22 protein-coding genes and 1 pseudogene are annotated in these 22,367 nt (G+C 68.6%); 18 read left to right on the top strand and 5 right to left on the bottom strand.

Annotated features, from left to right (window positions below):
- Positions 1-60 precede the first annotated feature (60 nt).
- From ACWDSJ_RS33810 to ACWDSJ_RS33775, 8 genes and pseudogenes are all read left to right on the top strand, one after another.
- Positions 61-930 (top strand): hypothetical protein, encoded by an 870-nt coding sequence (locus ACWDSJ_RS33810; RefSeq protein ID WP_450036809.1) that lies wholly within the window; start codon positions 61-63, stop codon positions 928-930.
- A gap of 186 nt (positions 931-1,116) precedes the next feature.
- Positions 1,117-1,458, top strand: coding sequence for a 50S ribosomal protein L19 (rplS, locus tag ACWDSJ_RS33805; RefSeq protein WP_387355953.1), 342 nt, complete (start codon positions 1,117-1,119; stop codon positions 1,456-1,458).
- Positions 1,459-1,585: 127 nt separating this feature from the next.
- Positions 1,586-2,380, top strand: a complete 795-nt coding sequence (lepB, locus tag ACWDSJ_RS33800) for a signal peptidase I (protein ID WP_387355955.1) — start codon at positions 1,586-1,588, stop codon at positions 2,378-2,380.
- 157 nt (positions 2,381-2,537) lie between these two features.
- Entirely contained in the window at positions 2,538-3,233 is a 696-nt protein-coding gene (locus tag ACWDSJ_RS33795) for a ribonuclease HII (protein WP_450036851.1), read from the top strand.
- A gap of 43 nt (positions 3,234-3,276) precedes the next feature.
- Positions 3,277-3,582: a DUF2469 domain-containing protein gene (locus tag ACWDSJ_RS33790; protein WP_011210678.1), complete on the top strand. Its 306-nt coding sequence runs from the start codon at positions 3,277-3,279 to the stop codon at positions 3,580-3,582.
- A 96-nt stretch (positions 3,583-3,678) separates the two neighbouring features.
- Entirely contained in the window at positions 3,679-4,035 is a 357-nt protein-coding gene (locus ACWDSJ_RS33785; RefSeq protein ID WP_387355957.1) for a YraN family protein, read from the top strand.
- Position 4,036: 1 nt separating this feature from the next.
- On the top strand, positions 4,037-5,545 hold the full coding sequence (locus ACWDSJ_RS33780; RefSeq protein WP_450036806.1) for a YifB family Mg chelatase-like AAA ATPase: 1,509 nt from the start codon (positions 4,037-4,039) through the stop codon (positions 5,543-5,545).
- A 104-nt stretch (positions 5,546-5,649) separates the two neighbouring features.
- A pseudogene (locus tag ACWDSJ_RS33775) lies at positions 5,650-6,315 on the top strand (DNA-processing protein DprA); the annotation flags it as partial.
- A gap of 162 nt (positions 6,316-6,477) precedes the next feature.
- Here the strand turns inward: ACWDSJ_RS33775 and ACWDSJ_RS33770 are convergent.
- Genes ACWDSJ_RS33770 through ACWDSJ_RS33760 form a run of 3 tightly spaced genes read right to left on the bottom strand, consistent with a single transcriptional unit; the run spans position 6,478 to position 10,600 of the window.
- Positions 6,478-6,999 (bottom strand): DUF6262 family protein, encoded by a 522-nt coding sequence (locus ACWDSJ_RS33770; protein ID WP_450036804.1) that lies wholly within the window; start codon positions 6,997-6,999, stop codon positions 6,478-6,480.
- A 2-nt stretch (positions 7,000-7,001) separates the two neighbouring features.
- On the bottom strand, positions 7,002-9,500 hold the full coding sequence (locus ACWDSJ_RS33765) for a site-specific integrase (protein WP_450036802.1): 2,499 nt from the start codon (positions 9,498-9,500) through the stop codon (positions 7,002-7,004).
- Complete coding sequence (locus tag ACWDSJ_RS33760) at positions 9,497-10,600, bottom strand: tyrosine-type recombinase/integrase (protein WP_450036800.1); 1,104 nt, start codon at positions 10,598-10,600, stop codon at positions 9,497-9,499. Before ACWDSJ_RS33760 ends, ACWDSJ_RS33765 begins: the two co-directional genes overlap by 4 nt.
- A gap of 130 nt (positions 10,601-10,730) precedes the next feature.
- On the opposite strand from ACWDSJ_RS33760, the gene ACWDSJ_RS33755 reads away from it, so the two are divergent.
- On the top strand, positions 10,731-11,204 hold the full coding sequence (locus ACWDSJ_RS33755; protein WP_450036798.1) for a DNA-processing protein DprA: 474 nt from the start codon (positions 10,731-10,733) through the stop codon (positions 11,202-11,204).
- Between the two features lie 266 nt (positions 11,205-11,470).
- The gene (locus ACWDSJ_RS33750) at positions 11,471-12,304 is read left to right on the top strand and encodes a hypothetical protein (protein WP_450036796.1); all 834 of its coding nucleotides are present in this window, start codon (positions 11,471-11,473) and stop codon (positions 12,302-12,304) included.
- Here the strand turns inward: ACWDSJ_RS33750 and ACWDSJ_RS33745 are convergent.
- On the bottom strand, positions 12,301-13,152 hold the full coding sequence (locus ACWDSJ_RS33745; RefSeq protein WP_450036795.1) for an SDR family oxidoreductase: 852 nt from the start codon (positions 13,150-13,152) through the stop codon (positions 12,301-12,303). The genes ACWDSJ_RS33750 and ACWDSJ_RS33745 overlap by 4 nt on opposite strands.
- Positions 13,153-13,267: 115 nt before the next feature.
- Between ACWDSJ_RS33745 and ACWDSJ_RS33740 the strand changes: the two genes are divergently transcribed.
- The 7 genes from ACWDSJ_RS33740 to fadD8 are packed head-to-tail and all read left to right on the top strand — an operon-like array spanning position 13,268 to position 20,059.
- Positions 13,268-13,723 carry a Zn-ribbon domain-containing OB-fold protein gene (locus ACWDSJ_RS33740; RefSeq protein WP_450036793.1) on the top strand — a complete coding sequence of 152 codons (456 nt, stop codon included), beginning with the start codon at positions 13,268-13,270 and terminating at the stop codon, positions 13,721-13,723.
- A 29-nt stretch (positions 13,724-13,752) separates the two neighbouring features.
- Complete coding sequence (locus ACWDSJ_RS33735; protein WP_450036850.1) at positions 13,753-14,196, top strand: Zn-ribbon domain-containing OB-fold protein; 444 nt, start codon at positions 13,753-13,755, stop codon at positions 14,194-14,196.
- Positions 14,189-15,268, top strand: a complete 1,080-nt coding sequence (locus ACWDSJ_RS33730) for a lipid-transfer protein (RefSeq protein ID WP_450036791.1) — start codon at positions 14,189-14,191, stop codon at positions 15,266-15,268. Before ACWDSJ_RS33735 ends, ACWDSJ_RS33730 begins: the two co-directional genes overlap by 8 nt.
- Complete coding sequence (locus ACWDSJ_RS33725; protein ID WP_450036789.1) at positions 15,261-16,421, top strand: thiolase domain-containing protein; 1,161 nt, start codon at positions 15,261-15,263, stop codon at positions 16,419-16,421. Before ACWDSJ_RS33730 ends, ACWDSJ_RS33725 begins: the two co-directional genes overlap by 8 nt.
- Positions 16,418-17,209 carry an enoyl-CoA hydratase-related protein gene (locus tag ACWDSJ_RS33720; RefSeq protein WP_450036787.1) on the top strand — a complete coding sequence of 264 codons (792 nt, stop codon included), beginning with the start codon at positions 16,418-16,420 and terminating at the stop codon, positions 17,207-17,209. Before ACWDSJ_RS33725 ends, ACWDSJ_RS33720 begins: the two co-directional genes overlap by 4 nt.
- Positions 17,210-17,223: 14 nt before the next feature.
- Positions 17,224-18,426, top strand: a complete 1,203-nt coding sequence (locus tag ACWDSJ_RS33715; protein ID WP_450036785.1) for a thiolase C-terminal domain-containing protein — start codon at positions 17,224-17,226, stop codon at positions 18,424-18,426.
- A 13-nt stretch (positions 18,427-18,439) separates the two neighbouring features.
- A complete protein-coding gene (gene fadD8 / locus ACWDSJ_RS33710) occupies positions 18,440-20,059 on the top strand; it encodes a fatty-acid--CoA ligase FadD8 (protein WP_450036784.1) in 1,620 nt (539 codons plus the stop codon).
- Positions 20,060-20,063: 4 nt separating this feature from the next.
- On the opposite strand, the gene ACWDSJ_RS33705 is transcribed toward fadD8, so the two are convergent.
- Positions 20,064-21,614, bottom strand: coding sequence for a succinic semialdehyde dehydrogenase (locus ACWDSJ_RS33705; RefSeq protein ID WP_450036783.1), 1,551 nt, complete (start codon positions 21,612-21,614; stop codon positions 20,064-20,066).
- 73 nt (positions 21,615-21,687) lie between these two features.
- Between ACWDSJ_RS33705 and ACWDSJ_RS33700 the strand changes: the two genes are divergently transcribed.
- Complete coding sequence (locus ACWDSJ_RS33700) at positions 21,688-22,362, top strand: TetR/AcrR family transcriptional regulator (RefSeq protein ID WP_450036781.1); 675 nt, start codon at positions 21,688-21,690, stop codon at positions 22,360-22,362.
- Positions 22,363-22,367 lie beyond the last annotated feature (5 nt).

Below are 22,367 nucleotides of genomic sequence, written 5' to 3'. Positions count from 1 at the left end.
CGCGTGCGTGCTGCACAATGTGGCTGGGCGAAGGTATCGGACACGCGGGGGCGAGTGGGTATGACGGATGTGCGACGGTGGTTCGACGACTCCGTGCTGGACGCGGGGCGATTGCCGTTGATGTGCTTCCTGCTCGGCTTCATCGTGGGCTTCCTGCTGATCCGGCTCAGCGTGCGGCTGATCCGCAAGCGGGTGCGGTGGTGGCCGGGCAATCTGCGCGCCGGTGACGTGCACATCCACCACATGGTGTTCGGCGTGGTGCTGGTGCTGCTGTCGGGCATCGGCATGGTGACGGCGTATCGCAGCGGGGTGGGCACGGTCAGCGCGCTGGCCGCGTCGTTCGGCGTGGGCGCGGCACTGGTGCTCGACGAGTTCGCGCTCATCTACTACCTGCGCGACGTCTACTGGGAGGAGCAGGGCCGCACCTCGGTGGACGCGGTCTTCGTGGCGCTCGCGGTGACCGGTCTGCTGCTGCTCGGCTTCCATCCGCTGTGGCTGCTGGACATCAACGACATCCGCCACGACGACAGCCTGCCCGGCCGCGCCCTCATCACGGTGTTCTCGCTGGTGAACCTCGGTCTGGCCGCGATCGTGATCGCCAAGGGCAAGATCTGGACCGGCCTGTTCGGCATGTTCTTCCTGCCGCTGCTGCTCGTCGGCGCGCTGCGCCTGAGCCGCCCCGGCGCGCCCTGGGCCCGCTGGCGCTACGCGGGCCGGTCCCGTCTCATGCAGCGCGCGATTCGCCGCGAACGCCGGTACCGCCGCCCGGTCATCCGCGCCAAGATCTTCGTCCAGGACCTCATCGCCGGAAAGCCGGACGTCGCCCACGTCCGCCGCGCCGCCGAGGAGGAACTGGCCCGCAAGGTCGTGCCCGCCCCCGCCCCGCCCGCCCAATCCCGGGTGACCCGGCAGGTCGCCGAGATGCACTAGCGGCCGGCCACCGGCGGACCCATCGCCCCTGGCAGGGCCCGATTAACGGTGTCCCCGCGCGGTCTGGCACAATAGCCGGGTTGCCCTGGGCCCCCGGCCCGGCGCACCGCCCATATCCGGAGCACGAACCGGTCGAGCTCGAGCCGCCAGGTTCCTCTGTTCACGCGAACTTCCCAAAGGACGGAAATGAACACCCTCGACTTCGTCGACGAAAAGTCGCTGCGCACCGATGTCCCCGACTTCCGGCCGGGCGACACCGTCAATGTGCACGTGAAGGTCATCGAAGGCAACAAGGAGCGCATCCAGGTCTTCAAGGGCGTCGTCATCCGGCGCCAGGGTGGCGGCATCCGCGAGACCTTCACGGTCCGCAAGGTCTCCTTCGGTGTCGGCGTGGAGCGCACCTTCCCGGTGCACAGCCCCAACATCGACCACATCGATGTCGTGACCCGCGGTGACGTTCGCCGCGCCAAGCTGTACTACCTGCGCGATCTGCGCGGCAAGGCCGCCAAGATCAAGGAAAAGCGCTGAGCGACGGCTCATCTCGAGACCCCCGGCCCCCGGCCGGGGGTCTTCTGTTTGCGGCGGTGGACATTTCATGGCATACGCTCAGGCGGCGGCGCGCCCACCCGGGGCGTGCTCGGCTAGTCTGATCGGCGTGGCAGAGGAGAGTGAGTCGGTGACGGTGCCGGAACCAGGCGACGGGCGCTCGGGCGAACACTCGCCGAAACGGCGCCGACGCGGCGACAAGAAGAAGAGTCGCCCGTTCTGGCAGGAGTTGCCGATTCTGATCGTCATCGCGGCGGTCATCGCGGCGCTGGTGGTCAACTTCATCGGCCGCCCCTACGTGATCCCGTCGGAGTCGATGGAGACGACCCTGCACGGCTGCACCGGTTGCACCGGCGACCGCATCTACGTCGAGAAACTGAGCTACGACTTCGGCGATCCCAAGCCCGGTGACGTGGTCGTCTTCGTCGGCCCCACCGATTCCTGGAACCGGACCTACCACTCCAACCGCAACAGCAACGTCGTGCTGCGCGGCATCCAGAACTTCTTCTCCTTCTTCGGCCTGGTCCCGCCCGACGAGAACGACCTCGTCAAGCGCGTCATCGCGGTCGGCGGCCAGACCGTGCAGTGCTGCGATTCGCAGGGCCGCGTCCTCGTCGACGGCAAACCCCTCGACGAGCCGTACGCCCGCTACCTCGTCCCCTACACGCCCGGCCTCCCCTACGCGTCCTCCAATGCCGTGGGTCGCGAATTCGGTCCGATCAAGGTGCCCGACGGGCATCTGTGGGTGATGGGCGACAACCGCAACCGCTCGGCCGACTCGCGCGCCCACGTCGAGGACCAGTACCAGGGCACCGTGCCGGTGAGCGACGTGCGCGGCAAGGCCGTGTTCAAGATCTGGCCGCCGAGCCGGATCGGTCCGGTGCACGCGCAGAACCCGCAGTAGCCGCGGGGTCGGGCGCAGCGAACACGGACGGCCACGGCATAATCGAACGGTGGGTGCAGTGGGGCGCAAGCAGCAGCGCGTCGCTCGGAACGGCAAGAGCGGCAAAGGGATTCGGACCATTGCTGTTCGGGGCGGTGATTGGCCGCCGCGAGTGGTGATGCGCAGGGCGGGCGGGTTACGCACCCTCGAGGCGGCGCTGATCCGCAGCGGGCTGGGTCCGGTCGCGGGGGTGGACGAGGCTGGACGCGGGTGCTGCGCGGGCCCGCTCGTGGTGGCGTCTTGCCTGCTCGCGCCCAAGGCGTACGACTCGCTGGCCGACCTCGACGACTCCAAGAAGCTGACTGAGGCCACCCGCGAACGCCTGTTCCCGGTGATCCAGCGTCGCGCCCTGGCCTGGAAGGTCGTGATCATCCCGGCCTGGGAGATCGACAGCATCGGCATCCACGTCGCCAATATCGAGGGCATGCGCCGAGCCGTGATGGGCCTGGACACCGAACCCGGCTACGTGCTGACCGACGGCTTCCGCGTGCCCGGCATCCCGGTGCCGTCGCTGCCGGTGATCGGCGGCGACGCGGCGGCGGCCTGCATCGCCGCGGCGAGCATCCTGGCCAAGGTCACCCGCGACCGCATCATGGTCGAGATGGACCGGCGCCTGCCCGGGTACGGATTCGCCGCCCACAAGGGTTACAACACCCCCGAGCACATGGCCGCGCTGAAGGAGCTCGGCCCCAGCAGTGAACATCGCCGCTCGTGGCGCAATGTCCGGCTGACCGATTCCATCGATCCGATCGAGATCGACCCGGACATGCCGGATGCGACGCGAGTGGCTGTCGATGCCGCGCATGCGAGATGATGTCAGCACCGCATAAGTGGCCAGAAGGAGGACGTCCCACCCGATGAGTGCCGAGGACCTCGAGAAGTACGAAACCGAGATGGAACTCTCGCTGTATCGCGAGTACAAGGACATCGTCGGTCAGTTCTCGTACGTGGTGGAGACGGAGCGGCGCTTCTACCTCGCCAATTCGGTCGAGCTGCGACCCCAGAACGCCGACGGCGAGGTGTATTTCGAGGTGCGCATGTCCGACGCGTGGGTGTGGGACATGTACCGTCCCGCCCGCTTCGTCAAACACGTCCGCGTCATCACCTTCAAGGACGTGAACATCGAGGAGCTGGAGAAACCGGACCTCCGCCTGCCCGAGTGACGGGGAGTTGTCCACAGCGAATCCGTTGTCCACAGACTATCTGTTTCCCCAGGTCGCGCCCCCGACCGAGCCCGCCGGACGAGCCATGCTGAGCGGGTGGCAGACAAACTGGCGCTCGGCGCACACGGTGAGGAACTGGCGGCCCGCTACCTACGCGACGCCGGAATGCGAATCGTCGATCGGAACTGGCGCTGTAGACACGGCGAACTGGATCTGATCGCCCGGGACGCGGCGGTGACCGCGTTCGTGGAGGTGAAGACCCGCACCGGCCTGACCTTCGGCCGTCCCGCGGAGGCCGTCACCTGGGCCAAACAGCAACGCATCAGACGTCTGGCCGTGCTCTGGCTCAAGGAGCATCCCGGTGTCTGGCGGCGCGTCCGCTTCGACGTGGTGTCGGTGCTGCTGCTGCCCGACCGCGAACCCGTGATCGAACATCTCGAGGCGGTGTTCTGAGATGGCTCTGGGACGGGCGTTTTCGGTGGCGGTCACCGGTGTGGAGGGCCAGCTCGTCGAGATCGAGGCCGATATCGGTCAGGGCCTGCCGTCGGTGCATCTGGTCGGCCTGCCCGACACCACCCTGCAGGAGTCGCGCGACCGCGTGCGGGCGGCGGTCACCAATTCGGGGGAGAAGTGGCCCGACGGCCGGGTCATCCTCGCGCTGTCCCCGGCGACGCTGCCCAAGGTCGGCAGCGTCTACGACCTAGCCCTGGCAGTGGCTGTGCTGGACGCGAATTCGGCGATCCCGGGGGAGCGGCTGGTCGGCACGGCCCTGCTGGGTGAGCTCGCGCTCGACGGCCGGGTGCGGCGCGTGCGCGGCATCCTGCCCGCGGTCCTGGCCGCGCGCGGCGCGGGCCGCACGACCGTGGTGGTCCCCGGTTCGGGTCTGACCGAGGCCGGATTGGTCGACGGCATCACGGTTCTGGGCGCGGAGACCCTGCGCGAGCTGATCGACTGGCTGCGCGCCGAGGGCGAGCTGCGCGGTCCCGACGGCCCGCTGAGCGCGGCACCCGGCTCCTACGGCGACCTCAACGAGGTGGTGGGTCAGGACGAGGCGCGCTGGGCGCTGGAGGTCGCCGCGGCGGGCGGCCACCATCTCCTGCTCACCGGCCCACCCGGCATCGGCAAAACCATGCTGGCCCAACGTCTTCCGGGCCTGTTGCCGCCGCTCACCGACCGCGAGGCCCTCGAGGTGACGGCGATCCACTCGGTCGCGGGCACCCTGCCCCCGGACCATCCCCTGATCACCTCCCCGCCCTTCGTCGCCCCGCACCACTCCACCTCGGTGAGTGCGATCGTCGGCGGCGGCTCGGGTTCGGCGCGGCCGGGCGCGGTGAGCCGGGCCCATCGCGGAGTTCTCTTCCTCGACGAATGCGCCGAGATCGGAACCAAGGTCCTGGAGGCGCTGCGAACCCCGTTGGAGGAGGGCGAGGTTCGCATCGCCCGCCGCGACGGCGTCGCGCGTTACCCGGCCCGCTTCCAGTTGATCCTGGCGGCCAATCCGTGCCCGTGCGCCCCGGCCCGCGACGTCGACTGCATCTGCGCGCCGCTGGCCCGCCGCCGCTATCTGGGCAAACTGTCGGGGCCGCTGATGGATCGGATCGATATCTGGGTGCAGATGCACGGCCAGGCCGCGGGCGCGTTCGCCGCCTCCGAGGCCGAGAGCAGCGAGGTCGTCCGCGCCCGGGTCACCGCGGCGCGCGCGACGGCGGCCCGGCGCTGGCGCGACTTCGGCTGGTCGACCAACGGCGAGGTCCCGGGACACGTTCTGCGCCAACGCTTCCGGTTGCCGCGCGAGTCGCTCGCGCCCGTGGAGAGCGCCCTGCGGCAGGGCCGCATGTCCGCCCGCGGCGCGGATCGCGCGATCCGGGTGGCGTGGACGATCTGCGATCTGCGCGGCGGTGAGGTGCCCAGCGCCCAGGATGTCATGCAGGCGTTGAACTTTCGGCAGCGCGGTGCGCTGTGACGACGATGGCGCGAGGGGGAGCGATGAGCGGATTCGGCGACCTCGGGGTCGGCACGTTCGGGCGCGACGAGAATGTGGTCCCGCTCGACGCCGACCGGCGGCGGCTGGCGTGGGTGTATCTGTCCCGGGTGGTGCAGGGCCCGTGCCCGGCCCTGTCCGCGCTGATCGAGCAGGTCGGCGTGGTGGAGGCGGCGCGCGCGGTGCGGGAGTGCGCACTGCCGGAATCGCTGCGCCGCCCCACCGAGAAGCGCCGCGAAACCGATTGCGCGCAGGCCGATCTCGATCTCGTCACCCGCCTGGGCGGCCGCGTGATCACCCCCGACGACCCGGAATGGCCCGCCTGGCGCCTCCTCGCCCTGAGCCGCCTGGACCCCGGCCGCGACGCCGACGCCGCACCGCCGCTGGTGCTCTGGGCGCGCGGCCCGCTGTCCCTGCTCGAGGCCACCGAACAGGCCATCGCGGTCGTGGGGGCGCGGTGCAGCAGCGGCTACGGCGAACGAGTGACCGGCGAGATCGTCGGCGACCTCGTCGACCGCCACTGGACCATCGTCTCGGGCGCCGCCTTCGGCATCGACGGCACCGCCCACCGCACCGCATTGGCCTGCGGCGGAACGACCGTCGCCGTCCTCGCCTGCGGCGTGGACCGCCCGTACCCCGCCCAACACGACAGACTCCTGTCCGAAATCGCCGACACCGGCCTCGTGATCAGCGAATACCCACCCACCACCCCCGCCCGCAAACATCACTTCCTGGCCCGCAACCGCCTCGTCGTAGGTTCTCTGGGGGTTCCAGGCGGAAATGACCCGCGTCTGAGGAAGACTATGCAGCTCAGTGGCTTTCGCGGAGACGGTAGCAGATCACGACAGGTGTGGTGAAACAGGTGGTTGCGGTGGCCCTGCGACGCCGACTAGCAGCGCCGCAGAGCGCGATCGTCAGCTGCGTTTGTTCATGCTGGCGAACAGTTCCCGGTTCGCGGCGCGAGCCGCATCGAGGTCCTGGTCCCGATCTTCCAGCTGAGCTCTCAACTCGACGATCTGCTGTTCCAGGGTGGTGATCTGCCGCTGCAACTGGTCGATATCGGCTGGTGCGCCGAGCCCGGACTCTCGCCAGGCGTCCTCGCCGAGATGCTCGGACAGCTTCTTCTGCAACTGCTTGTTGTGGTCAGCGAGCCGACGAATGCGGGCCTGGGCATTAGCGAGATCGGCTCGCAGTGAAGCCATTGTCACCGGCGCTGTGGTGCCGTCGCCGGGTGATGGACTGGCTTGGGCAGTGTGGATTTGAGCAAGCAGATCGGGGTGGCGATAGAGCAGGCTGCGGTCGACGCTTGCCGCGCGGGCGATCGCGGAGACACTGATCTCGCTGCCGTTCGTGCGGGCGGTGTTGAGCGCCTTGATCACTCGTTGGCGGCGGCGGGCGGAGTCGGCTTGGCGTCCATGGATCATGCTGTTGGTCACGGCTATGCGCTCCTGTCCGGCCGGATTTCGGGAATGGGTTGTCGGACTCTCGGCAGGCCGAGACCGACGACGCTGTTGCGTGCGCGGCGGACGACGCCGATCGCTTCCTCGATCTGGGAGCGATCTTCATCGGTCAGCTCGTCGACGTCGGCCTTGATGCGGGCGATCAGCCGACGGATGCGCGTGATCTCTTCGTCCGAGGGCATCGCCTCTGTCTTGGCCCAGTCATCGGCTGCGGTGAACGCGCTCCGTAGGCGTTCTCGGCTGCGCAACAGATCCGACAGGTATGCCTCCAGGTCTGGCAGATATGACACGTCGGTCGAAAAGTGTGCGCAGCCAACACATCTGAAACGGACCGGGCAGTCGTCGCCGCCTGCGGCGACGTTGCTGGGTTCGCTGCAAGTGCCGTAGGGAACGGCGATCTCCCCGACGGCCCGGCGCAGATGTTCCGAGTCCAGCAGCGCCTTCGCTTCGCGCCAAACTCGGTTTCCGTGCCGGTCGAACTGCATGGCGGTGACGCGATCGACGGCTTCTCTGCGACGTGTCTCCCCGACTCGGTAATACCCCTGCGTGGTGGACATGTGCAGGTGGTCCATGAGTTCGCAGAGAACGTCGACGGGGACACCTGCGTCGGCGTGACGTTGGGCCCAGGTGTGCCGGTAGGCATAGAGCACGATCCGGCTCTTATCGAACGGCAGCATCCGCCGAACCAGCGTTCCGTCAACCTCGACGGTCAACGGAATTTCGATGTCGGGGAGCCGATCGACCCATTCCCGGTGCCGTGTGCTGAGCCAGCTGCAAGTGATTCCTCGGCGGCCGTGCGGGTTTCGGTGAATGGCCGCCAGGAGCTTCAGCTTGCCCAGTGGTTCATCGGGATATCGGTTCCGGGTGTGTCGCTGTTGGTTTTCGATCACCGCGGCCGTCGGTTCGGTGATAGGCAGCCGCCGACCCATGCGGTTGGCCTTGAGATTGTCATAGACCAGGACCGGTCTTCCCTGCTCGTCGCGTTCGAGGCAGTCCAGCATCAACTGGCAGATCTCGTCGGGCCGTCGGCCGGTGTCGATAATCAACTCGGTGGCAACGCGGATCTCTCGGGCTCCGACTTCCTCGAGCCCGCCCAGGTGTTGGCAAAGGAAACGCAGCACCTCCGTGGGCAAGTCCTTCCCGGCCGGGGCGTCGTCGGGCTCGTCTGGGATATCGCCTGAATCGATCGCGAAGTCCTCGGCAAGACCGTGCAACGGTTGCCCGGCTCGGCCCAGGGCCAGTGTGCGCATCCGTTGCAGGGCGACCCGCAGAAAGCGAACCCAGTGGATCCACTGGTAGCTGCTGATCACCTCCGTGGTGTGCAGGTGGGCCAGCCTGTTCAGGAACGCGGTGATGTCGCTTCGGCCGAGCGCGGACGGATCGAGTCCTCGATCGGCGCGCTGCAAACGCAGGCTGTCCGACAACATCTCGAGGCTTCGTAGATAGCCGCGGACCACGTTTGTGATTTCCTTGCCGCGGTGGCGAGGGAGCTCGTCGGCGGCGAAGATCTTGGCTGCCTCGCGCAGCCATGGTTGGGCGATCTTCGTGAAGGTGAGGGTGCCTTTGCCGCCGAACACTGTGGCGTCCCATTCGTCCTTCAACCGTTCGGTGTCAGGATGTCGAAGACCTCGAGCAACGGCCTCCTGGAGCATCTTGTGGACGATCCCTGTGTCCTTGCCGATAGTCCTGCGATCGAGCTCGGCGAGCGATGTGCATCGCGCCCGCCTTGTGCAGTCCGCGATGCGGCGGATGGCGTATGGCGCCGTTTTGATGCCTCTCGCGATCCGCTGCTGGAGGCCGAACAGTATCTCCGCGACGACCCGATCCGGCAGCCCTCGCAAGCTGACCTCGTCGCGAACGGGTGCCCCGTTGTCGGTCCGCCGCCACTCCTCCTCATCCCATTCCTGGATCTTCCCCGCCTTCAGCCGCCGAATCAGCTCGGCTCGGCGCGACCTGTGGCAGTGGCAATACGGCCCTTTGCCGTCGCGGTCCCGGGTGCAGGCCGCGACCTGGCAAGGACCGAACCCAGTCAGCGGAACGACATCTGGATGAACCAGGAACTCGGCGAGGGGCAGCTTGAGTATTTCGCGCTGCTGCCATTGGTGGGAGGAGCAGACAGCGATGTGCTGTGTCCTCCAAGGCCGCGGGCAATCCGGAACCGAACACGACCCCACTTTGCGAAAACGCAGCCGAACCCGCGGAACGGCAGCGAATTCCCCGAGATCCGGCTCGCCGGAGCCCTTCCAACGAGCTTGGCAGCCCGAACAGAGCCCAGTGCGACCCGAACCGGGCTGATCGCAGTTCGAGACCGGGCAGCCGATCCATCCGAGCAACGAATGGTCTTGAGGGAAGTGCAGAACTCGCGCCTCGTCCGACCATCCGACCGACGCCAGAAAATCGGAGGTCAAGCCCTCCCTCAACCGTGCCGCGGCCTCGTCGGCGTCGTGGAGCTGGTCAACAACCTGGAGCAGCGTCATCGAAGTCCCTCCACCAGTGCTCGAGGAGACTCAACCCGATCAACGGCCGCCCGCATCCGATCCTGGGATGGATGCAGATACGGTTCCGACGAAGATGGGTCGGCGTGGCCCAGCAGCGCTTGGATCTCATCAACCATCGCGCCGGAGTCGGCGAGGTTGCTGGCGAACCCGTGTCGGCCCTGATGCGGCGTGATCAATCGTGGCAAATCCGAACGGCGGCAAAGGGATTCGAACAACTCGTTCACCGCGTCCGGGGTCATGGGAGCGCCCAAGGGCTCCCGGAACAGGTTGACCAGCAGAAAATCGCAGCCAGCGGCCGCAGGCTGTTCCTCACGCTCGAGCAGGTAGAGATCGATCGCCCGGACAGTGAGGAAATCCAGCGGGACCGCGCGTTGCCGACGCGACTTGGCCCAGGCGCCGTTGGGGTTTTCCCGGCGAACCACGTGCAAATGCGCGCCGGCGATCGGGCAATCGTGGACGCCGTTGTCCGGCAGCAGATGCAGGTCACAACGCCGCAAGCCTGTGACTTCGCCGCGGCGCAGCCCGGCCCGTGCCAGCAGCAACACGATCAACCGGTCCCGCGCCGAGTGGCAGACGCGGAACAGGGCGACGATCTCGGCGTCGCTGGCCCGATCTACGGCGGTTTCGGGCTCGTGCAGTCCGTGTCGTGCCCTCATTCGATATCGCAGTCGACTCGATTCCCCCTGGGCGGCGTCCGGAAGATCTCGGCTGTCGCCGAGTTCGTAGAGCTGCTCGATCACCCACTCGGGAGCTTCCTCGGCCATCACCGCGAACGTCAGGAATCCACGGGTAGCCACCAGGACCCGGTTGATCCGCTTCTCCTTGCGAACCGGTTCGGCGCCTGGCCCCATAACCACTCGGCCGCCGCGGGCTGGTGTGAACTTCAGCCACACCATGAACAGCCCGAGATCTCTTGCCGCAGTGCGCCATTCACGCTCGGTGCTCACGCACCAGCGCAGGTAGAGCGACACGCCTTCCGCGTATGCCTTCGTCGTCGACTCGGCCCGATCCAGGCCGAACCGTAGCTCTCTCAGCCACCGATCGGCGACAGGCTCCACCGCGTAGTTCTCATCGATCACCGTCCAATACCGTCCACCAACCGGCATCTGCACAGGAAACGCCCGCACTACGACTCCGTTCTCCGTTGGTTCAATCACACGGAGCCACAGAGCTACACACCCCAGAGAACTGTCGCAAAACCCCTCCGGTGTGTCACCGGTACGACATCACGGCACAGGCCCAGATCCCCTAGAGAACGCCGCCCTCGCCGACGGTGTCCTGGTCGTCGAGGCGGGCCTGCGCAGCGGCGCCCGCAACACCGTCAAATGGGCCCGCCGCCTGGGCCGCCCGGCCCTCGCCGTCCCCGGCCCGGTCACCGCCGCCTCCTCGGTCGGCTGTCACCGCATGATCCGCGAGGGCGAGGCCCTCCTCGTCACCAACGCCGAAGAGGTCCTAGCCGAAGCAGGCCCCCTCCGCCTCCCAACCCCCACCCCCCTGACCCCCGAAGAATCCACCATCTACGAAGCCCTCCCCAAATCCGGCTCCCACCAACCCACCGACCTGGCCACCCGAACCGGCCTCCCCCTCCCCACCATCCGAGCCACCCTCCCCGCCCTAGAACTAGCGGGCCTGATCGCCTGCGACTCCTCGGGCTGGCACCGCGTAGAAGGAGACCCACGATGAAACCGCATTCGCCGCGCCCGTCGCGACCGATGGATCAGTCGATGGGTATCTGTGTCCGCTGTCCGCCGAGCCCCGGGCGGCTTCGACCGTCGAACTCGGTGATTCCGAATAATTTTCGGAATCGCGCCATTCGCGGCCCCGCTGCGTCGAGACGACCTCGAGGCACAGCTAATCGACCCTTCATGGGACGAATCAGCGTTCGCCTCCTCCGAAAGCGGTTGTCCTGTACCGTTGAGCCCACATATCTCATAGGTGTTCGGTGGGGAATGTCGAAGAAGCTCGAGTCGGGTACGTTGGCAGTGCTTGCGGGCTTGGCGCTCGCCATCTCGGCCTTGGATCTTTCCGGTGCGCTGGACGGGGCCTCCTGGTTGAAAGGTCGCGTGCCCGTACTCACGCTACTGGCCGTGGGTGTGATCATCACCCATATAGCGGTGGTCTCGTGGAACAGCGGCAAAGAAATGGAGAAGCTGACCCAACTCATCGCGGGTGAAATGCGGGAGGCCGTCAATGGCGTGAAGTTTCGCGAGATCGCCGACACCGCCTCGTACTATCGGTGCATCGTCGATCTCATCCTCAATGCTCGAACCTCGATCGACGACCTGACCTGGGGTGTCGTGTCGCCTGCGCAGACATCGATCGCGACGACACGTGCTTACGAGGCGTATACGAATGCTGTCGTCCAAGCATGTGGCGGCCGGGGCAACCGGTCCACTCTGGTTTACCGAGAGATAATGTCCTTTCCGGACGGGGCGCGCATCGGAAAAGTGAAGAAGTTGTTCGATCGAAACCTGCCGAACTATCATCTGAGATTCTTCGATTATTCGCATCAGGGCACCCCACCGCTCTTGCAGTTCTTCGTATTCGATGGAGTCGAGGTGCTCGTGGCGGTCATGGCCACGACCTCCTTCGAGAACCGGTATTTCCGGATAGAGGGTGCGGCGATAGCTCAGCTCTTCCGTTCGTACTTCGAACTGGCCTGGCGCCAGGGGATCGTATTGAAGGACTCGCATCAAGTCCGTCGCAATCTCCTGCGGGAGATAGAGCTCAGGGTCGGAGACGGAATTTCCGACTCTTCGATGGAAGGCCCAGACCCGCACTAGCCCAACCGAATCCGCCGATGATAAGCCGCCCGAGCCGCCGCATCCGGCTTCGTGAACGCCGTCGTCATCCCGCTCAACTCCGACGTCACCCGCCGAATCCGGTACGGCAGCAGCGAACTCAGCCGGATCACCGGACCCAACGATCGCGGCACCGTGACCAAGGGGCGGTTGCGGCCGATGCAGCCGACAATCGCGTCGGCGACGTCCTCCGGGTCCAGCGTGGTCACGCGCAGCATCCACTCCGGCATATTCGCCCCCGCCGACAACTCGGTTCGGACATTGCCCGGGAGTACAGCGGTCACCTGGATACCGGAGTCGGCCAGTTCCAGATGGACCGCCTCGGTGAACCCGATGACGGCGTGCTTGCTCGCGCAGTAGGTGGCGAGGCCGGGCATACCCGCGGTCCCGGCGAGCGAGGCGATATTGATCAGATGTCCGCTCCCGCGCGGCACGAAGCGCTGCAAGGCCAGTCGCGTCCCCGTCATCACCCCGCGCACATTGATGTCGAGGATCCGATCCGTCGTCGCCGCGGGCTCCTCGGCGAACAGTCCCGACGGCATGATCCCCGCATTGTTCACCAGCACGTCGAGCGGACCCAGCTCCCGCTCGGCGGCATCGAGAAAGGCGGCGAACGAACCGCTGTCGGTCACGTCGAGGGGCAGGCCCACCACGCCGCCGCCCAGCGCGACCGCGGTCTCGGCGACCAGATCCGCGTCGATGTCCCCGATGGCCACCTTCGCCCCGGCCGCGAGAAACGCTCGCGCCGTGGCCGTTCCGATGCCCCGTGCCCCACCCGTGATGGCCACGACGCGCCCAGCCGATCCGGCGCGCCTCGGTGTCCGTGTCATGCCCATGCCCTTCAGTCGACGACGCGAGCAGCGTATGCCGCGAACCCCGATTCCTCAATCACTTGATTGAATCACCTGATTGAGGCACACTCCACACGACGAGAGGAGTTGTCCGATGACCGCACCCGGCGACGAGAGCCTGTGCGCCCCTTACGAGATCGAGTTTCCGTTCGAGCGGACGGTCGGGCCGGTCCTCGGAACGTTCCTCGGCGGCCTGCGCGACGCACGGCTGCTGGGTGCGCGGACCCCGCGCGGCACCGTGGTGTGCCCGCCCGCCGAATTCGATCCCGTGACCGGGCAGGAGCTGACCGAACTGGTCGATCTGGAACCTGTCGGCGTCGTCGAATCCTGGACCTGGGTGCCGCATCGGCCCGGCGATCCGGTCGACCGCGATTTCGCCTGGGCGCTGATCCGCGTCGACGGGGCGGAGGGCACGTTCTTCCACGCCCTCGACACCGGCGGCGATCCGTCCGTGGCCCGGCCGGGGCTGCGGGTGCGGGCACGCTGGGCCGCCGAACGCCGCGGGGAGATGCGCGACCTGATCTGCTTCGAACCGGAGGTCGCCCCGTGAATCGCCCACTGCCCGAACCGATTCGGCTGATGCCGACCCCGCTGCGCATGGAGTACACCTTCGTCGCGGGCACCGGCCGCTCCACCTTCCTGCGCGGCCTGGCGCAGCGCCGCCTGCTGGCCCGCACCTGCCCGTCCTGCGAACACGTCTACCTGCCCGCCCCCGAGTTCTGCGCGCGCTGCCTCGTCGAACTCGACCAGCCCGCCGAGCTCGACGGGCGCGGCACCATCTCGACCTTCTGCGTGGTCAGCTTCCCGTTCCCGGGCCAGACCATCGATCCGCCCTATGTCGTCGCCTACATCCAGCCGCACGGCGCGGACACCCGCCTGATGCATCTGATCCGCGAGGTCGACATCGCCGACGTCCACATCGGCATGGCGGTCGAACCGGTCTGGGCCGAGGGCGACACCCTCGAACCGTCCTGGATGAGCATCCGCCACTACCGGCCCGTCGCGGAGGTGCCGCATGCGTGAGGTCGCCGTCGTCGCCAGCGCCCAATCCCCGTGCCTGGCCGCCAACCGCCGCGACGATATGGCGGGCATCCTGCTGCCCGTCATCCGCGAGGCCCTGGCGAGCATCGAATTGCCCAGGGACCGGGTCGATTTCGTGGTCTCCGGCAGCCACGACTTCCACGAGGGCCGCACCTTCGCCTACATCGACTCCCTCGACGCGGTCGGCGCGTGGCCGCCGATCTCGGAATCGCATGTGGAGATGGACGCCGCGTGGGCGTTCTACGAGGCGTGGGCGTGGCTGCAACTGGGCCACGGCGATATCGCCCTGGTCTACGGCATCGGCCGGGGCTCCCTGCCGAGCGATCTGGACCAGGTCGTTCCCACTCAGTTGGATCCGTACTTGCTCACCCCGCTGCGTCCACACCAGGATGCGATCGGCGGCCTGCAAGCCTGCGCGCTGCGACAGGCCGGGATCGTCTCGGAGCGGCGGATGGCGGAGATCGTGGCACGCAGCCTGGCCGACGCCAGGTCGAATCCGCACGCCCAGATCAGCGGCGAGCACGACATCGACGACCTGCTGACGAGACCGTATGTCGCCTCGCCGCTGCGCGCCCACGACATCGCGCCCGTCGGCGACGCGTCGGCGGTCGTCGTCCTCGCCGCGGGCGACGTCGCGCGCTCGCTCGCCGACCGCCCGGCCTGGGTGCGCGGCATCGATCACCGCATGGACACCCACTATCCGGGCTCCCGCGACCTGACCCGATCCCCCTCCGCCCAGCGGGCGGCGGCCGAGGCCGCGAAGTCCGCGGGCTTCACCGCCGCCGACACCGACGTCGCCGAAGTGCACATCGAGTACTCCGCGCAGGAACCGCTGCTGGCAAGGGAATTCGGCCTCGGCCCGACGACGGCGATCAACCCCTCCGGCGGCCCGCTGGCCGGCCGGCCCACCACCGCCACCGGCCTGCTGCGCCTGGCCGAGGCGGCCCGCGCGGTGCGCACCGGCCGCGCCGACCGCGCCCTCGCCCACGCCACCAACGGCCAAGCGCTGCAACAGAATCTGGTCTGCCTCCTGGAAGGAGACGCCCGTGGCTGAACCCATCGCCGTCGTCGGCATCGGCCAGGGCAAACAGGCCAAACGCCGGGAGGTGACCATCGGCGCGCTGGTCCGCGAGGCGGTCGCCGCGGCGCTCGCCGACGCCGAACTCGAACTCGGCGAGGTCGACGCGGTCGTATTGTCCAAGACCCCGGACCTGTTCGACGGCGTCATGAATCCGGAGCTCTACCTCGCCGACGCGCTCGGCGCGTGCGGCCTGCCGGTGACCCGCGTGTTCACCGGCGGCAGCGTCGGCGGACACGCCGCCATCTACGGCGCGCATCTGATCGAGGCCGGCCTCGCCCGGCGCGTGCTCGTCGCGGCGTACTCCAAGGAGTCCGAGGGCAATTTCACCTGGGCGCTGTCGCGCGGCCTGCCCTTCAGCGCGCGGCTGGGCGCGGGTGCGGGCGGCCACTTCGCCCCGGTGATCCGCGAATACATCCGCCGCTCCCGGGCGCCCGAGCACATCGGCTGGCAGGTCGCGGTGAACCACCGGCTCAACGCGCTGCGCAATCCGTATGCGCACGTGCACATGCCGGACATCACCGTCGAAAAGGTCCGCGAGTCCAAGATGCTGTGGGACCCGATCCGCTACCTCGAATCCTGCCCGTCCTCCGACGGCGCCGCCGCCATCGTCCTGGCCGGAGCCGCCGAGGCCGACACCGCGACCCGCCCGCCCGCGTGGATCCACGGCATGTCCTGGCGCACCGAGACCGGCCACTTCGCCGGACGCGACGAGGTCAACCCCCGCGCGGGCGCCGAATGCGCGGCCGACGCCTACCGGCAGGCGGGCATCGCCGACCCGGCCGCCGAGATCGACGTCGCCGAGCTGTACATCCCCTACAGCTGGTACGAGCCGATGTGGCTGGAGAACATCGGCCTCGCCCCGCTGCACGAGGGCTGGAAACTCGTCGACGACGGCACCACCCGCTTCGACGGCGCGCTGCCCATCAACCCCTCGGGCGGCGTCCTGTCCGGCAACCCCACCGGAGCCACCGGCCTGGTCCGTTTCCTCGAGGCGGCACAACAGGTTCGCGGCCTGGCGGGGGAGCATCAGGTCGACGGTGCCCGGCGCGCGGTCGGACACGCCATGGGCGGCGCGTCCCAGTTCCACGCCCTGTGGGTCGTCGGCGCCGAACGGCCGAATTCATGAGCGCCGCAACGGAATCCCCGCTGCTCGTGGAGCGCGTCGGCGCGGTCGCGGTGCTCACCATGAACCGCCCGCACCGCCGCAACGCCCTCGACCTGGAGCTGATCGGCCTGCTCGCGCACGCCTGGGACGAGATCGACGCCGACCCCGACATCCGCGTCGCCATCCTGACCGGCGCGGGTGAAAGCTATTGCGTCGGCGGCGATCTGTCCGACGGCTGGATGACCGACGGCCGTGCCCGCGCCGACTACGACCCCACCGTCATCGGCCGCGGCCTGCTGCTCACCCGCTCGCTGGCCAAACCGCTGATCGCCGCCGTCAACGGCGCCTGCCTCGGCGGCGGCCTGGAGATGTTGCAGCAGACCGACATTCGCGTCGCCGAGGAGCACGCCACCTTCGGCCTGCCCGAGGTGCAGCGCGGCCTCATCCCCGCCGCCGGATCCACGGTCCGGCTGAAACGGCAGATCCCCTACACCCGGGCGATGGAGATGATCCTCACCGGCGACCCGCTCACCGCGTCCGAGGCCCTCGCCGTCGGTCTCGTCGGCCACCTCGTTCCCAGCGGGGGCGCGCTCGCGAAGGCGCACGAGATCGCCGATCGTGTCGCGCGCAACTCGCCCCTCGCGGTGCGCAACGCGAAGGCCGCGCTGCTGGCCAGCGGCTGGCTGCCCGAGGAGGACGCCCGCGCGATCGAATACCGCTTCGCCCGTGAGGTGATCGCCTCCGACGACGCGCGCGAGGGCCGGAAGGCGTTCGTGGACAAGCGAGAACCGAGATTCACCGGACGGTGAGGAAGGACAGCAGTATGCGACGGGTATTCGTCGTCGGCGTCGCCATGACGCCGTTCGTCAAGATCGGTTCGCGCGAGTGGACCTATCCGCGGATGGTGGGCGAGGCCGTGCGCGGCGCGCTCGGCGACGCGGGCATCGGCTACGAGCAGGTCCAGCGCGCCGCGGTCGGCTACGTGTTCCAGCCCTCCACGGCCGGACAGCGCGCCCTCTACGACATCGGGCGCTCGGGCATCCCGATCGTCAACGTCAACAACAACTGCGCCACCGGCTCGACCGCCCTCATGCTCGCCCGCGAATGGGTCGGCGGCGGGCTCGCGGAGGTGACCCTCGCCGTCGGATTCGAGCAGATGACCAAGGAGGCCATGGCGGGCCCGGCCACCAAACCGGCGGTCACGACGGTCGATCCGCACCTGCGCGCGATGGCCGAACAGTACGACTTCGCCGCCGCGCCCCTGACGACGCAGTTCTTCGGCAATGCGGCGATCGAGCACATGAAACGCTACGGCACCACCCCCGAACAGCTGGCCCGGGTGGCGGTCAAGAACCATGACCACTCCACGCGAAACCCGTTGGCGCAGTTCCAGGTTTCGTACACCCTCGAGCAGGTGCTCGGCGACCGTCCCGTGCACGGCCCGCTCACCCGCTCGCAGTGCTCGCCCATGTCCGACGGCGCGGGCGCGGCCGTGCTCGCCAGCGAGGACTTCGTGCGCGCCCACGGTCTCGAGGCGCAGGCGGTGGAGATCCTCGCCCAGGAGCTGGTCACCGACGGCGACGCCGCCTTCGGCACCGGCTCGATGATCGACGTCGTCGGCGCGCCCATGACCCGTGCCGCCGCGAGCCGCGCCCTCGACACCGCGGGCCTCGGCATCGGCGATATCGACGTGATCGAACTGCACGACTGCTTCTCGATCAACGAACTGATCACCTACGAGGCGCTCGGACTGTGCGGCGAGGGCGAATCGGGCCCGTTCGTCGAATCCGGCGCCACCACCTACGGCGGCGACCTGGTGGTCAATCCGTCGGGCGGACTGATCTCCAAGGGCCATCCGCTCGGCGCCACCGGTCTGGCGCAGGCCGCCGAATTGTCCTGGCACCTGCGGGGACTGGCCGGTGACCGCCAGGTCCCCGGCGCCCGGACGGCGCTGGCGCACAATCTGGGCCTCGGCGGGGCCTGCGTCGTGACGATCTACGCCGCGCCCGGCGGCGGCCATGCCTGAGGATCGGAGAGAAGTGCTCGAAACATCTGTCATCGCAAGCGATCCCGCGACCCGCCTGCGGCTGCCCACGCACAACGGGCACGCCCTGCTCGCGGGGCTGCGCCGCCACCGCCGCGACCCGGTCATGACACTGGGGGAGACGGTGCTCACCGGCGGCGACGTCATCGACGCGCTCAGCCGCTATGCCGCCGCGTTCGCCGCGCACGGCATCGACACCGGCACGCCGAGCGCGCTGCTCGCGCTGAACCGGCCCGAGGTGCTGTTCATCATCGCCGCCGGTCAGATCCGCGGGCATCGGCGCACCGCGCTGCATCCGATGGGCGGGCTCGACGACCACGCCCACGTGCTCACCGACGCCGGGATCACCTCGCTCGTCATCGATCCGCTGCCCCAATTCGTCCGCCGCGCACGCGAACTCGTCGACCGGGTGCCGGGCCTGACCAAGGTGCTCGTCCTCGGCCCGGTGCCCGACGAGCTCGCCGACGTCGGCGTCGACCTGCTCGCTGCCGCCGCCGAATTCGAGCCCGCCCCCATCGAGGCCGTCGATCTCCCCCCGGATTTCGTCGTCTCGGTCAGCTACACCGGCGGCACCACCGGGAAACCCAAGGGCGTCATCGGTACCGCGGGCGGTATGGCGGCCATGACCCAGATCCAGCTGTCGGAATGGGAGTGGCCGCGCCGCCCGAAGTTCCTCATCTGCACCCCGCTCTCGCATGCGGGCGCGGCGTTCTTCGTGCCGGTCGTGCTGCTCGGCGGGGAGGCGGTGGTGCTGCCGCGCTTCGACGCCGGAGAGGTGTTGCGCGCCATCGAGGAACATCGCATCACCGCCACCATGCTGGTGCCGTCGATGCTGTACGCGCTGCTCGACCATCCCGATATCCACACCCGCGACCTGTCCTCGCTCGAGACCGTCTACTACGGCGCCTCCGCCATCGATCCGAGCCGCCTCACCCAGGCCATGGAACGCTTCGGGCCGATCTTCGCGCAGTACTACGGCCAATCCGAGGCGCCGATGGCGATCAGCTATCTCGCCAAGGACGAACACGATCCGGCGCGGCTCACCTCCTGCGGACGCCCCTCGGCGGCCCTGCGCACCGCGCTGCTCGGCGCCGACGGCACGGTCGTCGCGCCCGGTGAGGTCGGCGAGATCTGCGTGTCCGGTGCGCTGCTCGCCGCCGGATACCTGAACCTGCCCGAGGTCACTGCCGAAACCTTCCGCGACGGCTGGCTGCACACCGGCGATCTCGCGCGCGAGGACGAGGACGGCTTCTGGCACATCGTCGGGCGCAGCAAGGACATGGTCGTCACCGGCGGCTTCAACGTGTTCCCGCGCGAGGTGGAAGACGTGGTCGCCGAACATCCCAAGGTCCAGGGCGTCGCCGTCGTCGGCGTGCCGGACGACCGCTGGGGCGAGGCGGTCACGGCCGTGATCGTGCTCGAACCCGGCCTCGCCGAACGAGCCGAGGCGGTCGCGACCATCACCGAGGAGATCCAGCGGGAGGTCAAGCGCCGCAAGGGTTCCGTGCAGGTGCCCAAGCACGTCCTCGTCGTCGACCGGCTCCCGCTGACCGGTCTGGGCAAACTCGACAAGAAGGCGGTGCGGGCCACCGCGGTCGAACTGCTCGGCCGCTGAGCCGCTAGCGCAGCCGCAACCGCCGCATCATCCGCAGCGTGCGCACCGTGCGATCGACGTACCGGTCGTAGGGCCGGTCGGGCGGCGGGGTCAGCACCTGACGTTTCAGCGTGGCCACATTGGTGGACTCGGTGAACTTCAGCAGACCCCGATCGCCGTTGCGCACGCCCATGCCCGACGCCTCGAGCCCGCCCGAGGGCGCGCTCTTGCCCGCGTACGCCAGCGCCGCGCTGTCGTTGACGTTCACGTGTCCCGCCGCGAGCCGCGCGCCCACCGCCCGCGCCGCGGCCAGGTCCCGGCCCCACACGCTGGCGCTCAACCCGTACCGGGTGTCGTTCGCCCGCGCGACGGCCTCGTCCACGGTCGCGAACGGATACAGCGACACCACCGGGCCGAAGGTCTCCTCGGCGAACAGATCCGTTCCGGCCGTGACGTTTTCGAGCACGGTCGGTTCGTAGAAGGTCGGTCCCAGATCGGGCCGGGCCCGTCCGCCGGTGAGCACCCGCGCGCCGCGCTCCCGCGCCTGCTCGACCTGCGCGGCCACCCGATCGCGATGCTCCGCGGAGATCAGCCCGCCCATCTCGATGTCGAAGTCGTAGCCGGGGCCGACGCGCAATGACCCCACCCGGGCGACGAGCTTCTCCCGGAACGCCGCGTACACCGACTCGTGCGCGTAGACCCGCTCGATATGCAGGCACAGCTGCCCGGTGTTATTGAACACGCCCGCGACGGCACTCGCGACGGCCTCGTCGAGGTTCGCATCGGGCAGGACGATCATCGGATTCTTGCCGCCCAGTTCCAGACACGCCTCCACGAGTCGCCCGGCGGCCTGCGCGGCGACCCGGCGGCCGGTCGCCTCCGAACCGGTGAACATGACGAAATCGGCCCGATCCACCACCGCCGGACCCACCACCGGGCCGTCGCCGCAGACGATCTGGACGAGCCCCTCGGGAATCCCGGCCTCCCGCAACAACTTCAGGCCGTAGGCGGGACTCAGCGGCGTGCGATTGTCCGGTTTGAGCACGACGCCGTTGCCCGCCAGCAGCGCGGGCACCGCATCGCAGTAGCCGATGGCGAACGGGAAGTTCCAGGGCGCGATCACCCCGACCACCCCGCGCGGCTTGCGGATCTCGGTGGAGGTGCTGACGAACGGGATCGCGCCCGGATGCCGCACCGGCCGCAGGATCCGCTCGGCGTGTTTCAGATAGTGGCTGGTGGCCATCGGGATATCGCACAGCTCCTCGAAGGCCATCCGCCGCGCCTTGCCCGTCTCGAGCTGGATGAGGTCGGTGATCGTGCGATGGTGCTCGAGCACGAGCCGATGGAAGCGTTCGAACACCGCCAGGCGCCGCCGCATCGGCCAGCGTGCCCAATCCGCCTGTGCCGCACGGGCTTCGGCGAAGGCGGTGTCCACATCGGCCGCCGAGGACTGCGGCAGCCGCGCCACCGTCTCCCCGGTGAAGACCTCCACCACCGGAATCGTGTCGTTCGGGTCGCCGGTGACGAGTGCGGTCAGGCCCGAGAGGTCGTGCACGGGAGCGGTCAGCGTGCTCATGCCGAGGGACTCTATCAGTTGATTAGATCACTTGATAGAGTTCGGTGAAGGCGCTGGCCCGCCGGTGATTACAATGCGGCGGGTGACCAATGGACAGGGCGGCGAGGCCGAGTTGCGGGTGAGCGCGGAGGAATTGGCGATGCCCACCGATCAGCGCCTGGTGCTGGCCGCGGAACGGCTGTTCGCCGAGCGCGGCGTCGACGCGGTCTCGCTGCGCGCGGTCATGGCCGCCGCCGGAACCAATGTCGCGTCCGTGCACTACCACTTCGGCTCCAAGGACGCGTTGATCGAGGCGCTCATCCGCCAGCGCAGCGACGCCGTCGCCACCCGCCGCACCGCCCTGCTCGACGAAATGGAGGCCGCCGGCGAGATCACCGCCCGCGGCCTCGCCGAGGCTTTCGTGCTCCCGGTCTGGGAGATGGCCGTCGGCGAGGGCAGCGCCTGGGTCAAATTCATCGCGGGCATCCTCGGCAGCGGCCACCCCGCCCTCCGCACGGTCGCCGACGGCTTCACCGACCAGGCCGTCCGCTTCACCGCCCTCCTCGAATCCCGCTACCCCGACCTCCCCCGCCCCACCGTCCGCTTCCGCCTCGCCCAAGCCATGACCCTCACCTTCCAGGTCCTGGGCGACGTCCACCAAACCCAAACCCTCCTGGCCATCTCCGGCGTCCGCCTCGCCCCCGACGAGGTCCTCCCCGAACTGGTCGAGGTAGTCACCGCCATCCTGGCCGGACCGCCACCGGAGTGAGATCG

The sequence above is a fragment of the Nocardia sp. NPDC003482 genome (assembly GCF_053588115.1).
The sequence above is the reverse complement of the archived record's forward strand: the minus strand, read 5'-3'. Positions and strand labels throughout refer to the sequence as shown.

Coding starts and splice junctions, on each gene's coding strand:
- ACWDSJ_RS33810 (WP_450036809.1), top strand. CDS start 61: ATGACGGATGTGCGACGGTGGTTCGACGACTCCGTGCTGGACGCGGGG.
- rplS (WP_387355953.1), top strand. CDS start 1,117: ATGAACACCCTCGACTTCGTCGACGAAAAGTCGCTGCGCACCGATGTC.
- ACWDSJ_RS33795 (WP_450036851.1), top strand. CDS start 2,538: ATGCGCAGGGCGGGCGGGTTACGCACCCTCGAGGCGGCGCTGATCCGC.
- ACWDSJ_RS33790 (WP_011210678.1), top strand. CDS start 3,277: ATGAGTGCCGAGGACCTCGAGAAGTACGAAACCGAGATGGAACTCTCG.
- ACWDSJ_RS33780 (WP_450036806.1), top strand. CDS start 4,037: ATGGCTCTGGGACGGGCGTTTTCGGTGGCGGTCACCGGTGTGGAGGGC.
- ACWDSJ_RS33765 (WP_450036802.1), bottom strand. CDS start 9,500: ATGACGCTGCTCCAGGTTGTTGACCAGCTCCACGACGCCGACGAGGCC.
- ACWDSJ_RS33750 (WP_450036796.1), top strand. CDS start 11,471: ATGTCGAAGAAGCTCGAGTCGGGTACGTTGGCAGTGCTTGCGGGCTTG.
- ACWDSJ_RS33745 (WP_450036795.1), bottom strand. CDS start 13,152: ATGACACGGACACCGAGGCGCGCCGGATCGGCTGGGCGCGTCGTGGCC.
- ACWDSJ_RS33740 (WP_450036793.1), top strand. CDS start 13,268: ATGACCGCACCCGGCGACGAGAGCCTGTGCGCCCCTTACGAGATCGAG.
- ACWDSJ_RS33735 (WP_450036850.1), top strand. CDS start 13,753: ATGCCGACCCCGCTGCGCATGGAGTACACCTTCGTCGCGGGCACCGGC.
- ACWDSJ_RS33730 (WP_450036791.1), top strand. CDS start 14,189: ATGCGTGAGGTCGCCGTCGTCGCCAGCGCCCAATCCCCGTGCCTGGCC.
- ACWDSJ_RS33720 (WP_450036787.1), top strand. CDS start 16,418: ATGAGCGCCGCAACGGAATCCCCGCTGCTCGTGGAGCGCGTCGGCGCG.
- ACWDSJ_RS33715 (WP_450036785.1), top strand. CDS start 17,224: ATGCGACGGGTATTCGTCGTCGGCGTCGCCATGACGCCGTTCGTCAAG.
- ACWDSJ_RS33705 (WP_450036783.1), bottom strand. CDS start 21,614: ATGAGCACGCTGACCGCTCCCGTGCACGACCTCTCGGGCCTGACCGCA.
- ACWDSJ_RS33700 (WP_450036781.1), top strand. CDS start 21,688: ATGCGGCGGGTGACCAATGGACAGGGCGGCGAGGCCGAGTTGCGGGTG.